This is a genomic window from Hungatella hominis (genome assembly GCF_014288005.1).
Lineage (GTDB): Bacteria > Bacillota > Clostridia > Lachnospirales > Lachnospiraceae > Hungatella > Hungatella effluvii.
The window spans coordinates 270,804-284,180 of the sequence record NZ_JACOPB010000004.1; the positions used below are offsets into that span (position 1 = coordinate 270,804).

The 13,377-nt window shown below is 50.9% G+C and carries 10 protein-coding genes; all 10 read right to left on the reverse strand.

What is annotated here, in order from left to right; all coding sequences use genetic code 11:
• Nucleotides 1–455: 455 nt before the first annotated feature.
• Nucleotides 456–1,430, reverse strand: a complete 975-nt coding sequence (gene pfkA, locus H8S75_RS11755) for a 6-phosphofructokinase (RefSeq protein WP_187021745.1) — start codon at nt 1,428–1,430, stop codon at nt 456–458.
• Between the two features lie 75 nt (nt 1,431–1,505).
• Nucleotides 1,506–4,988 carry a DNA polymerase III subunit alpha gene (locus H8S75_RS11760; protein ID WP_187021747.1) on the reverse strand — a complete coding sequence of 1,161 codons (3,483 nt, stop codon included), beginning with the start codon at nt 4,986–4,988 and terminating at the stop codon, nt 1,506–1,508.
• Between the two features lie 206 nt (nt 4,989–5,194).
• Nucleotides 5,195–5,449 carry an HPr family phosphocarrier protein gene (locus tag H8S75_RS11765; RefSeq protein WP_002600621.1) on the reverse strand — a complete coding sequence of 85 codons (255 nt, stop codon included), beginning with the start codon at nt 5,447–5,449 and terminating at the stop codon, nt 5,195–5,197.
• 30 nt (nt 5,450–5,479) lie between these two features.
• Nucleotides 5,480–6,448 carry a DNA-binding protein WhiA gene (gene whiA / locus H8S75_RS11770; RefSeq protein ID WP_025529696.1) on the reverse strand — a complete coding sequence of 323 codons (969 nt, stop codon included), beginning with the start codon at nt 6,446–6,448 and terminating at the stop codon, nt 5,480–5,482.
• 6 nt (nt 6,449–6,454) lie between these two features.
• Nucleotides 6,455–7,333, reverse strand: a complete 879-nt coding sequence (gene rapZ, locus H8S75_RS11775) for an RNase adapter RapZ (RefSeq protein ID WP_187021749.1) — start codon at nt 7,331–7,333, stop codon at nt 6,455–6,457.
• A gap of 22 nt (nt 7,334–7,355) precedes the next feature.
• A complete protein-coding gene (murB, locus tag H8S75_RS11780) occupies nt 7,356–8,270 on the reverse strand; it encodes a UDP-N-acetylmuramate dehydrogenase (protein WP_055657473.1) in 915 nt (304 codons plus the stop codon).
• An 8-nt stretch (nt 8,271–8,278) separates the two neighbouring features.
• Nucleotides 8,279–9,211, reverse strand: a complete 933-nt coding sequence (hprK, locus tag H8S75_RS11785) for an HPr(Ser) kinase/phosphatase (RefSeq protein ID WP_187021921.1) — start codon at nt 9,209–9,211, stop codon at nt 8,279–8,281.
• 93 nt (nt 9,212–9,304) lie between these two features.
• Nucleotides 9,305–11,182, reverse strand: coding sequence for an excinuclease ABC subunit UvrC (uvrC, locus tag H8S75_RS11790; protein ID WP_187021750.1), 1,878 nt, complete (start codon nt 11,180–11,182; stop codon nt 9,305–9,307).
• A gap of 7 nt (nt 11,183–11,189) precedes the next feature.
• A complete protein-coding gene (locus tag H8S75_RS11795) occupies nt 11,190–11,720 on the reverse strand; it encodes a DUF1653 domain-containing protein (RefSeq protein WP_187021752.1) in 531 nt (176 codons plus the stop codon).
• 46 nt (nt 11,721–11,766) lie between these two features.
• Nucleotides 11,767–13,296: a putative glycoside hydrolase gene (locus H8S75_RS11800; protein ID WP_187021753.1), complete on the reverse strand. Its 1,530-nt coding sequence runs from the start codon at nt 13,294–13,296 to the stop codon at nt 11,767–11,769.
• Nucleotides 13,297–13,377: the final 81 nt, after the last annotated feature.

Genomic DNA, 13,377 nt, shown 5'->3' on the forward strand with positions numbered 1-13,377 from the left:
TCTTCCTCTTTTCTTGCATATAGCCTCCAAACCAAGCTATATAAGAACCTATCTCCATTATAACAGCATTAAAACCGACAGACAATAACCCTGCTTTCCATATTATTTTCTATTGAAACTCTATAACACTCTATAACAAATCAGGAAACATCGTCAGAATCGACGCAGGAAAACCAGATGCCGGACGGCACTATGACCCGTGAATACGGAACAGAATTCTGGATATGGTGATAGCTTCTTATGGAAGACTGTTATCTGTTTTTGCAGTACTATTTACTTGCATTTATAGTATATCATGCATTCAATCATCCCGCAAGCCCATTTTCAATCAAAAAGGAGAATCCCCGCCTCCATACACCAAACACCGTGTATCGTCTGCGGGAATTCTCCCAAACCCTTTTACCCGATTCTACTAATCCTACAGTCCGCCGACCGGCAAACCGATACTCCTCAGATTACCGAACCAGCATTCTGCTGATCTGATACTGATCCTCCGGAATATCCTTGTGCATATTCAGTGCTTCCTGAATATCGAAATCTACGTATTCGCCGTGCTTGTAAGCCACGATGCGGTTGCTTTCGCCCTTGCAGAGAAGCTCAACCGCCTTCGCACCCATAATGGAAGCATAAACTCTGTCCTTGCAGGTAGGCGCGCCGCCACGCTGCATGTGGCCCAGAATCGTTGCTCTCGTCTCAATGCCGGTTGCCGCCTCGATTCTCTTCGCCATGGAAGAAGAATGGCCGATACCCTCCGCGTTGATGATGATATGATGCTTCTTGCCGCGTTTTCTGTTCTCAATAATGCGGTTAATCAGCGCCTGCTCGTCGCCGTCGTAACGCTCCGGAAGAAGAATATCCTCCGCTCCGTTGGCGAAGCCGCACCACAGGGCAATGTAACCGGCGTTGCGTCCCATAACCTCAATGATACTGCAGCGCTCATGGGAAGTAGATGTATCACGCACCTTGTCGATGGCCTCCATCGCCGTGTTCACAGCAGTATCAAAACCGATGGTGTAATCGGTACATGCGATATCCAGATCGATGGTTCCCGGAAGTCCTATGGTATTAATTCCAAGTGCGGAAAGCTTTCCCGCTCCGCGGAAGGAACCGTCACCGCCGATTACCACCAGGCCGTCAATCCCATGCTTCTTACAGATATCGGCGCCCTTTTTCTGGCCCTCAGCCGTTGTGAACTCCTGGCATCTGGCTGTATAGAGAATCGTACCGCCGCGGTGAATAATGTCCGACACGCTGGTACTCGTCATATCAACAATTTCTTCCTGCAGAAGGCCCGCGTATCCTCTCATGATGCCCTTTACTTCTAATCCTTTATGGATAGCCGTCCTGACAACCGCACGGATTGCCGCATTCATACCCGGTGCGTCACCGCCGCTGGTTAATACGCCGATAGTCTTTACTTGTCTTGCCATAGTAACTTCCTCCTGTTTCTGAACATCTTTTATTGTAAACTGTCTTCGTTCTTACCAAATCATACAAATTGTATTCTAATTCATTTTCCTTATCTTTTCAACTGTTTTTTCTACAACCTTGACATTTTTTTCACCAAGTTTTTCAGCCAAAACAGAGACAAGTTCATTGGAAGCACTTACATTTCTATTGGCCGGTAAAACCTTTTTTGCCCGCTCCTTTTCCAGATAAATGATCACGGTGTCATTTCCTTCCGACTCTTTCAGTTCTGAAAGGATTTCGGCCTCTCTGGCCATGTAAACGTCTTTGTCGGGGAACTTCAGCCACAGCTCCTTTGGAAGGCTCTGGAAGGGGATTACGCGCTCACAGATGACCTTTCCCACCGGATCGTCACCGATGGAAGCGCGGCCCTGGATAAAGACCTTGGCGTCCTCCACAAACAGCTCCCTTTTGCTCTCATAATCCTTTGGAAATACGATTACCTCCACAGATCCGACTAAATCCTCCAGCGTGAGAAACGCCATCAGCTTGTTGTTTCTTGTCGTCTTCACCGTCTTCCCTGTGATCATGCCGCCGATGGTCACATACGTGCCATCCTGGACGCGGGCCGCTTCCGTCTCCTCATCCACTATGAAATCTATGGTAACCGCGGTGATATTATTCCTCCAGGTGGCCTCATAGGCCTCCAGCGGGTGGCCGCTTACGTAGATTCCCAGCGCCTCCTTCTCAAAGGCCAGAAGCTCCTCCTTCGGAAATTCTCCCACATTGGGGAAGGTAATCTGGTACCGTGTCTTCTCTTCCTCGCTGGCAATGTCGAACAGCGTCAGCTGCCCCTCCATGGAGTTCTTCTTCTCCTTGCTCCTCTGGTCCAGAAGCTCCGGCGCCACCAGGACCTTCTGCTTCCTGGTTCCGGGAAGGGTATCCAGCGCCCCCGACTTGATGAAGTTCTCCAGCGTCCTCTTGTTGACCTCCTTATTGCTCATGCGGTCCACAAAGTCCTCGATGGAGGTGAAAAGCCCGTTGCTCTCCCGCTCTGAGACGATCAGCTCCACGACGGATTTGCCGACGCTTTTGATCGCCGAGAGTCCGTAGCGGATCGCGCCTCCGGAAACCGAGAAGCCGCTCTCCCCTTCATTAATATCCGGCGGAAGGATGGAGATCCCCATCTGCCGGCAGCTTAAAATGTATTCCGATACCTTGGTCACATTATCCATGACCGAGGTCAGCAGGGCCGCCATATATTCCTGCGGATAGTAGTATTTTAAGAAAGCGGTCTGATAAGAAACCACGGCATAAGCCGCCGCGTGGGACTTATTAAATGCGTACTTTGCAAAATCAATCATCTCATCGTAGATATGATTGGCAGTCTTCTCATCGATCCCGTTGGCTATACAGCCCATAACACCCTCTTCCGGATTTCCGTAAACGAAATTCTGGCGTTCCTTTTCCATGACCGACGTCTTCTTTTTCGACATGGCTCTTCGAACCAGGTCACTCCGGCCCATGGTATATCCGGCCAGATCCCGCACGATCTGCATAACCTGTTCCTGGTAGACGATACAGCCATAGGTCGGGCTTAAGATCGGTTCCATCTGAGGGCAGTCATACGTCGCGGACGAGGGATCATTCTTTCCTTTTAAATATTTGGGAATGAAATCCATAGGGCCCGGGCGATAGAGGGAAATACCGGCAATGATGTCCTCAAGGCTCTGAGGCTTTAACTCCTTCATGAAGCTCTTCATCCCCGAACTCTCCAGCTGGAACACGCCGTCATCCTTTCCTGTTCCGATGGATTCCAGCACCGCCTTGTCGTCGTAATCGATATAATCCATATCGAGCGCCACGCCGCGGTTCTTCTCCACAGCCTTCACCGCATTCTGAATAACGGTCAGCGTCCGGAGTCCCAGGAAATCCATCTTTAAAAGCCCCAGTTCCTCCAGCGTGGTCATGGTGAACTGTGTCGTGATCGTACCGTCAGCCGCCTTTGAAAGCGGCACATACTCGTCTACCGAGGTACGGCTGATAACGACTCCTGCCGCATGCATGGAGGTATGCCTTGGCAGGCCTTCAAGACGCATGGACATGTCGATTAAATATTTGACCTCCGGGTCCTCATTATAGGCACTTCTTAAATCCGGGCTCTGTTTTAACGCCTTCTCCAGAGTCATACCCAGATCACCCGGTATCATCTTCGCAATAGCGTCGCATCTGGCATAAGGCATGTCCAGAACACGTCCGACATCGCGCACCACGCCCTTTGCCGCCAGCGTACCGAAGGTGACGATCTGTACAACCTGTTCCTTGCCGTACTTTCTCACCACATAATCGATAACTTCCTGTCGCCGTTCGAAGCAGAAGTCAATATCAATATCGGGCATGGATACTCGCTCAGGATTTAAGAACCGCTCGAACAGCAGGTTATACCGGATGGGATCGATATTGGTGATCCCCAGACAGTATGATACGATGCTGCCAGCCGCAGAACCACGCCCCGGACCCACGATGATGTCCTGGGATCTGGCATAATGGATGAAATCCCATACGATCAGGAAGTAATCCACGTATCCCATGGTATGGATTACGTCCAGCTCATACTCCAGTCTGGCCTTCAGCGTACCGTCGTCGTCAGGGTAATGCTTCGTAAATCCTTCGAAACAGAGCTTGTTTAAATATCCCCAGGAGTCGTAGCCCTCCGGCACATCGTACCGGGGCAGCTTCGTCACGCCGAACTCGATCTCCACGTTGCAGCGCTCGGCGATATCGTGTGTGTTGTCGATCGCTTCGGCAGCATAGGAGAAGAGTTTTCTCATCTCCTCCTCGGTCTTGCAGTAGTACTGGCCGCCCTCATACCTCATGCGGTTTTCATCGGTTACCTTCTTACCGGTCTGAATACACAGAAGGATATCGTGCGGTGTGGCATCCTCCGCAAATGTATAATGAATATCATTGGTCGCAACCAGCTTGATGCCGGTCTCCCTGCTCATGCGCAGCAATCCCTGGTTCACCGTGTGCTGCGCCGGAATTCCATGATCCTGCAGTTCCAGGAAGAAATTCCCTTCCCCGAAAATCTGCTGGTAGCGGAGCGCCGCATTCTTTCCCTGCTCGTACATACCGCGCTCGATATAGCGCTGTACCTCGCCGGCCAGACAGGCGCTGAGAGCGATGATACCCTCATGGTACGTCTCCAGCACTTCATAATCAACACGGGGTTTATAATAAAATCCATCGACGAAGCCCTTGGACACGATCTTCATCAGGTTCTGATAACCCTGGTTGTTCTCGGCCAACAGCACCAGATGATAGTAGCGGTCCTCCCCGTTCGTGGTTTCTCTGTCAAATCTGGAACCGGCCGTCACATATACCTCGCATCCGATGATGGGTTTGATTCCCACCTCTCTGGCCGCCCGGTAGAAATCGATCACGCCGTACATGACGCCATGGTCCGTGATAGCCATGCTGTCCATGCCCAGCTCTTTTGCCCTCGCCGTCAGCTCCTTAATCTTACAGGAGCCGTCTAAAAGGCTGTATTCCGTATGGACGTGTAAATGTGTAAATGCCACGTTTCTAGTCTCCTTTGTTTTATCTCTTATATCTCGTCAAAATTATTTTAACATATCCTATTCGTTTATTATAGCATATTTTTTATTTACGCGCGGGATTTTTCGTTCAGGGGATATATAACCAAAAACAGACATGAATCTCCGCGGCCTTCGCGGAATCATTCATGCCTGTTTCCCTTTTCCAATTTGGAGTGTATAAACACTCTCTAGTTGTTGCTCAAATATTTTTCAATATCGGTAACGGCCTGGTTTTCATCTGCACCATCAGCAGAAATTGTAACCTGCTCTCCGGCTGCAAGACCCAGGGTCATCATACCCATAATGCTCTTTGCATTTACTTTCTTGGACTCGATCTCCACGTAAATACTGCTTTCATACTGGCTGGCTACCTGTACAAGCATGGCTACCGGCCTGGCCTCTAATCCTGATGCAAGTTCGACGGTGACTGTTTTTTTTACCATAATTATCCTCCTCATTCCTGTGAACGGACCCTATTCCATTCTGCTGCGTTCGCTCCTGTCCCGCAGTTGCTCTGCTATATCGCAGAGTTTCCTAAGTCGGTGGTTTACTCCTGATTTTCCAACAGGAGGGTCCAGAGCTTCCCCAAGCTCTTTTAATGTTGCTTCCGGTCTTTCTACCCGCTCGCGAGCAATTTCTTCCAAATTCTCCGGCAGATTTTCCAGGCCTATTGTATCTCTGATATATTCTATATCCTCTATCTGCTTCACAGCAGCTGATACCGTTTTGTTGATGTTGGCGGTTTCACAGTTTACCTGACGGTTTACGCTGTTGCGCATGTCCTTCAGAATTCTGATATTCTCCAGCTCCATCAGTGCTACCGGCGCCTCCATCACGTTTAAAATATCGACGATCTGACTGCCTTCCTTGATGTATACGATATAGTAACGTTTTCTCTTAACAATCTTCGCCTCTAAGTCAAAGGTGGCAATGATTCCCTGAAGCTGCTTCGCCTTCTCCTCTGTTGCACATACGATCTCAAAATGATAGAATTTCTCGGGATCACTTAAGGACCCCGATGCCAGAAACGCCCCGCGGATAAATGCGCGCCTGCAGCATGACTGCTGGATCACCACATTCTGAACCACATTTAAATTTTCCCCCACCTCTCCATGCTCGTCAAGGAGCTTTGCGGCATGAAGCACCCGGAGGGCATCCTCATGCTCCCGGATTGTCACCGTGTATGTACGGTTTTTATTTAAATAGGCGTTCCTTCTAATAGAGACATCAGTAACTATATTAAATGTTTTTTTCAATAATGTAAAGTACTTTCTTGCAACTGCCACATTTTCCGTGTGGATTTTAATGGCATAATGGTCCTCTTCCGAGATTATGATCTTTCCACAAAGGCTGATGATCGCTGCAATTTCGGCAATCTGGCAGTGCCTCGCCGGGCTTAACTGCCTGGAAAGTTCGTCTTTTACTTTGGAGGAAAATGACATGGCAGCTCATTCCTTTTTTCTTTTATTATCCTTATCAATGTCACGGTGCTCGATCTTTAAGCCAAATTCGCCGTGGGCTTTCAGCTTCCCGTAGACCGCCTTCGCGATGGTCACCGAGCGGTGCTTCCCTCCGGTACAGCCAATCGCAATGACCCGCTGGTTCTTTCCCTCCAATACGTAGCCCGGAATCAGAAATTCCAGCATATCGTAAAGTTTATCCAGGAAAATAGCCGCTGTCCCGTTCTGCATCACGTAGTCCCGCACTTCCCTGTCCTCGCCCGTCTTCGGACGCAGTTCGTCCACATAATACGGATTCGGAAGGAATCTGACGTCAAAGACGAGATCTGCATCAGAAGGAATTCCGTATTTGAAGCCAAAGGACAGAATTGTGATGTACAGATTCTTATAGCTCTCATTTGCCATAAAGATCTTTTCCAGCTCTGCCTTCAGTTCCTTTGTCAGCAGCTTGCTGGTATCTATGATATAATCCGCCTCTTCCTTTAAAAATGCCAGTTTGAGGCGTTCCTTCTCGATACCGCTGTCAATCCGGCCCTCTCCCGCAAGGGGATGGATCCGTCTCGACTCCTTATACCGCTTAATCAGTGTCTCACTGCCTGCATCCAGGAACAGGATCTCATACGGGACCCTGCTCCTGGACCATTCATCAAAGATCCGGTTAAGTGCAGACAGTTCATCCCCGCTGCGGATATCAATCCCCAGCGCGGCATCCTTAATACCGCCCTGATTGCTCAAGGTCAACTCGGCAAATTTTTCCACCAGAGGAATAGGAAGGTTATCTACACAGTAGAACCCCATGTCCTCCAGCATCTTCAGCGCACTTGTCTTACCGGCGCCTGACATGCCTGTCACAATTACCAGTCTCACAAAAAGTCTCCTCTACGCCATTTTAAAATCGTCCCAGCGTCTTTACTTCCATCTCCAGTTCCACTCCGGAATGTTCTTTTACTCTTCTCTTCACATCCTGACAGAGCGTCATAATATCCGAAGCCGTGGCATGGTCTCTGTTAATCACAAAACCACAGTGTTTCCCGGAAACCTCCGCGCCGCCCACACGGTATCCTGCAAGGCCCGCCTCTTCGATCAGTTTCCCGGCAAAATTGCCGGCTGGCCGCTTAAATGTGCTCCCGGCACTGGGAAATTCCAAGGGCTGCCTGCTCTTTCGCCTGCCCGCCAGATCATCCATATACGCCTTGATCTCATCCCTGTCGCCTGGCTTTAAGCGATACCGCGCTTCCAGCACAATATAATGGTTTGCAGGAATGCAGCTGGTCCGATAGCCCAGCTCCAACTCCGGCAGGGAGAGTACCTTTTCCTCGCCTTCCATGGTCATAACCCGGACTGATTCTAAGATATCCTTCGTCTCGGAACCGTAGGCGCCCGCATTCATCACGACGGCTCCGCCCACCGTACCAGGGATTCCGGCTGCAAATTCAAAGCCTGTGAGCCCGGCCTCCAATGCTGCCTTCCCCACTCGGGAAAGGGATGCTCCCGCACCAGCCGCGATCTCACACCGGTCACTGTCCACACGGCATCCGGAAAATCCGGCTGTCATGGATATGACCACACCATCGAAACCGCCGTCTCCCACAAGCAGATTGCTTCCATTTCCGAGAATGCAGTACGGTACCTCTTCTCTCCGGCACAGCCGGATCACTTCTCCCAGTTCGCGCGCGTCCGCCGGACTTACATAGTAGGCCGCGGGACCGCCGGCGCGAAAGGTCGTGTGTCTGCTCATTTTCTCTTCCGTCTTCACATGGCTGCTATCTGACACTTCCAGCAGTTTCTCATAAAACATCGTCATGAAACACCTCAATCATCCTGTTTTCTTGACAGGTTTGCCTGGACGCGGTTGTATAATTCCTGTGCCGCGTTGTACCCCATCTTCTTCTGTCTGTAGTTGACAGCCGCCGACTCCACGATGATGGCGAGATTCCGTCCCGGACGGACAGGGATGGAATGACAGACCACACGGTTTCCCAGGAACTCCGTATACTGGTCTTCCAGTCCCAGTCTGTCGTACTCTTTATCCTTATCCCAGTCCTCCAGCTTGATCACCATGTCGATGGCCTGGGTGTCCTTTACGCTCTCCACACCGAACAGCGTCTTCACATCGATAATACCGATACCTCTCAGCTCGATAAAATGTCTTGTAATTTCCGGAGCGCTTCCGATCAGAGTCTCATCGCTGACCTTTCTGATCTCCACCACGTCATCCGTTACGAGACGATGGCCTCTCTTTATGAGCTCCAGAGCCGCCTCACTCTTACCGATTCCGCTCTCGCCCATAATCAGGACGCCTTCGCCGAATACGTCCACTAAAACGCCATGGATACTGATGCATGGAGCCAGTTTTACCTTCAGCCACCGGATGATCTCCGCCATCAGATCGGAGGTCGTCTGCTCCGAAACAAGGCAGGGCACGCCGTAATGGTCGCACAGTGCGATCATATCCTCATCAGGATCCTGGTTTCTCGAATAAACCAGACACGGAATCTGACTGGACAGAAGCTTGTCATACATCTCCACCTTGCGGTCATGTTCCATCTGTCGGATGTACTCCTGCTCCACATAGCCGATAATCTGGACCCTCTCATTGTCGAAATGGTCAAAAAAACCTGCCAGCTGCAGCGCCGGACGATTGACATCCGGATGGCTCAGCACGATTTTCTCCGCATCGATCTCCGGTGTCATGTTCCGGAAGTTCATTTTTTCAATTAACTCTGTAATCGCAACTCCATGCATGGTCTCATGCTCCTTTTCCATCTGTTTTTCTCATACTAACACAGATTTTGTGTTTTGAAAAGAGATAAGGGGAGGAAATTCCTCAATCCTCATCTAATGAAAGAAGTCATAGACGCTCTTCGCCGATTTACCATTCATGCCCGGTGTGGCCGTCAGGGACTCTATGGACGCTTCTTTTATGGCTTCGATATCCTTGAAATGACGCATCAGCGCCTTGCGGCGGGTGGGGCCAATGTCGGGGATATCGTCCAGGATGGAATGGACCTGGCCTTTGCTGCGGAGGCTGCGGTGGTATTCGATGGCAAAGCGGTGGGCCTCATCCTGAACACGGGTGATCAGCTTGAAGCCTTCGGAACGCTTGTCGATGGGAATCTCCACATTGTTGTAGTATAAACCGCGCGTTCTGTGGTTGTCGTCCTTTACCATACCGCAGACAGGAATGGAAAGCTTCAGCTCACCCAGTACCTCCAGGGCGATATTGACCTGGCCGCGGCCGCCGTCCATCATGAGTAAGTCCGGGAATTTTGTGAAGCTGCCGAACTCCTCGTCCACGCCCTTTTCCTTTAAAGAAGCGGCTTCATCAAGACCGTGGGAAAAGCGGCGCGTCAGGACCTCACGCATGGAGGCGTAGTCGTTGGCGCCTTTGACCCATTTGATCTTGAATTTGCGGTAATCGTTCCGCTTGGGCTTGCCATCCTCATAAACAATCATGGAGCCTACCGATTCGAAACCGCTGATATTAGAGATATCGAAGGCCTCGATCCTGTGGACTCCGGTTATGCCGAGCCAGCCGCAGACCTCATTCATGGCGCCGATGGTCCGCAGCTCCTCGCGTTTGATCTTCTCTTTGTCCTGGGAAAGGACCAGGGCCGCGTTGCGTTCCGCAAGCTCTACCAGGCGCTCCTTCTCCCCCTTCTGAGGGACGACAAGCTTCACCTTCTGGCCGCGTTTGGCGCTGAGCCACTCTCTGATGATCTCGCTGTCCTCAAGCTCTGTCTGAACCCAGAGCTCCCTTGGGACGAACGGCGTGCCGGCATAAAACTGCTTGACGAAGCTGGTCAGGATCTGCCTGTCATCCTCTGCCGTGGCAATGGTAACGTGGTAATGCTCCCGGCCGATCAGACGGCCTTCCCTTACGAAGAAGACCTGGACAACCGCGTCCTTTTCATCCTTCGCCATAGCGATGATATCGCGGTCCTCCATACTGCTGCTGGTAATCTTCTGTTTCTGGGCCACCGCCCTGACGCTGGTCAGCAAATCCCGGTATTCGATGGCTTTTTCGAAATCCATCTCGTCCGACGCCGTCTGCATCTTTTCCTCCAGCATGGAGATGACCGGATCGTATTTGCCGCCCAGAAAATCAAGGGCCTGACTGATGGCCCTTCCGTACTCTTCTTTATTAATGTATCCCTGGCAGGGCGCCGAGCACTGCTTAATGTGGTAATTTAAGCAGGGGCGGTCCTTGCCGATATCCTTCGGCAGATTGCGGTTGCAGGTACGGATCTTGTACAGCTTATGGATCAGATCAATCGTATCCTTAACCGCTCCTGCGCTGGTGTATGGCCCAAAATACTTACTTTTGTCCTTTTTCATGTCCCTGGAAAATAATACCCGGGGGAAATCCTCGTAGACCGTCACCTTGATATATGGATACGTCTTATCGTCCTTTAACATCGTGTTGTATCTGGGACGATGTTCCTTGATTAAGTTGCACTCCAGAACCAGGGCTTCCAGCTCCGAATCCGTTATGATATACTCGAACCTGGCGATCCGGGAAACCATCTGCTCAATCTTTGACGTCTTATTCCTGCTGCTCTGGAAATACTGCCGGACCCTGTTCTTTAAGCTGATGGCCTTTCCCACATAGATGATCTCATCCCTTTTATCGTGCATGATGTAGACCCCAGGCTGGGCGGGCAGTTTCTTTAGTTCTTCTTCTATATTAAATCCATTGTATCCGGATTGCTCCACGTATTTGTCACCTCAGTCTCGCTCCATCGTATTTCGTCTGCATCTCAAGATAATTGACGGCGGCGCGGTACATGCCTTCCCGCGTACCCGTTCCGCTTCCGATGTCCAGAGATTCACAGACAGCCGCAAGCTCCTCCTCGGAAAATATCTCACGGCGTTCTTTTAAAACTTCCAGCTTTTCATAATACGTCTCCGCGTCTAAAAAAGCAAGAAGAATTTTACTGGAAACAGTTGTTTCTTCTTCGGCTTCCTCAGTCTTCGTCCATGCCGCATCTTCCACGCTCGTTTCTCCTGCCGCCTCTTCTTTAAGTTCGACCCGCTCAAACCGGTATTTCTGCTTCACCTCCGGATATTTCTCATGGTCCACTTCGCTGATGAACATGGACAGCGGCCGCACATACGTCCCAAATGTGCCGTACAGCGCCTGGTAAACCACCATCTTCTCTTCTGTCTCGGAATGTTTGGCTACGGTGATGATCTGATACAGCTTATTCTTAAAATGCCTGTAACATTCTCCTGGTTTTGGTATTCTGTCCATATGCGTTTCCTTTCCTGATTTTCTGTCATATCTGCGCAGTACCGCGCTATTCTCCTGCCCCGCCTGTCGTGACGATCACAACATTGGGCTTGCTTCTCTTCTCTCCCTGCGCCGTTGTCTCCGGCTGAGCGGAAGCGGCCCGATCCGTGGCCTCTGTTTCCGGGTCTTCGCTGGTCTGCAGTTCTTCGCTGGCGGATGTTTCATCCACCGGCGCCTCTGTCTCCTCCATCGAGGTTTCTTCAGAAGGCTGTCCCTCCTGCGGAAGCGTCTCCTCCGGTGCCGGCGCAGTTTCCGGCTTCGCTGCTTCTGTCGGCGGCGCTGCCGTCGTTTCAGGAGGCAGAGCCGCTCTCGATTCGGCAATCTTCCGATCCTCCTGGCTGGCTTCTTCCGGTGAAAGAAGGCCATCCCACGTATATTTGTTGGATGCGCTCCAAAGGATCCATTCATCGTATCCGGCGTCATAGACGGCCTGAATCTGGGCTCGCACCTCGGCGGGGCCGTATTTGATGTAATGCTGTAAATAGGAAGCGGTGAAATCCTGAAGCCATGGGCGCACGATGGCATGCCCCTCCCCTGCCGCCGTCACTATGGCCAGATCCTGCTTCGATTTCATCAATGCCGCATAGATCGTATCGTAGGGCTGGGTATCCGGATGCTCGATTCCGAAATTACCATCGCCGTAATGGGACGGATAAATCATCGGGCAGATATAGTCTAAATGCCTGGCCATATCATTATACACCTGGCCCACCGCATCCGCGTCAATCTTACTTCCTATAATGGTGCCGAAAACATCGGCCGAAACGAAGATGCCCTCCGCCGACAGCTTGTCATAGGCATACGTAATAAACTCCGTGATGATGTCCGTCTTGGAGCGTCCTTTCGTATCCGCCTCGTCAAATGCGACCTGCTTCATGGTGCTGTCCGTGGCAAACCGGATATAATCAAACTGTATCTCGTCAAACCCGACCTTCGCCGCCTGTGTGCCCACTTCCACCAGATAGTCCCAGACCTCCTGGCGGTAGGGATTGACCCAGGCCAGCCCCTTATTGTCGCGGTGAAGGCTGCCATCCGCGTTCTTTAAACTCCACTCCGGCTTCTTCTCAGCCAGATAAGGATCGCGGAAAGCCACGACCCGGGCGATGGTATAGATACCCCGGGCTTTTAAATCCGCCATGAGCGCTCCGATATCCCGGATATACCGCTCCGAAGCGCCGATCTCATTGACAGTAGGCGCATCATCCATGGAAAATGTAATTCTTCCGTCGTCGTTCTTCACATCGATGACCACCGCGTTAATCTCCGTCTGGTCGATCTTGTCAAGAATCGCCTGAAAGCCTTCTGATCCAGCCATATATCCGGAAATGTAGACGCCCTTCACACGAACCCGTTCCTTCTGCGGTTCTGCCGGCTCTGTCTCCTGCTGGACTTCCAGCGTCTCCTCCGTGGTTTCTCCGCTCATACTCTCTGTTTCTGTTGTCTCATCCGTTTCCGGCAAATCGGATACCTGCTTATATTTGCTGCATCCCGTCACCGCCAGCGTACAGACAAGTACTGCCAAAAGCCATTTTTTCATATTATTCCCGTTCACTTTCCTGATGGTTTTATGGTATTCTCCTGTAACATTTATTTAATATTTTACCACATTTTGTAAAAT

Bases quoted from the DNA above. Each gene is read 5' to 3' on its own strand.
- murB (WP_055657473.1), bottom strand. From the start codon at position 8,270: ATGACGATGTTTTATGAGAAACTGCTGGAAGTGTCAGATAGCAGCCAT.
- H8S75_RS11795 (WP_187021752.1), bottom strand. From the start codon at position 11,720: ATGGACAGAATACCAAAACCAGGAGAATGTTACAGGCATTTTAAGAAT.
- H8S75_RS11765 (WP_002600621.1), bottom strand. From the start codon at position 5,449: ATGGTAAAAAAAACAGTCACCGTCGAACTTGCATCAGGATTAGAGGCC.
- pfkA (WP_187021745.1), bottom strand. From the start codon at position 1,430: ATGGCAAGACAAGTAAAGACTATCGGCGTATTAACCAGCGGCGGTGAC.
- hprK (WP_187021921.1), bottom strand. From the start codon at position 9,211: ATGCATGGAGTTGCGATTACAGAGTTAATTGAAAAAATGAACTTCCGG.
- H8S75_RS11800 (WP_187021753.1), bottom strand. From the start codon at position 13,296: ATGAAAAAATGGCTTTTGGCAGTACTTGTCTGTACGCTGGCGGTGACG.
- whiA (WP_025529696.1), bottom strand. From the start codon at position 6,448: ATGTCATTTTCCTCCAAAGTAAAAGACGAACTTTCCAGGCAGTTAAGC.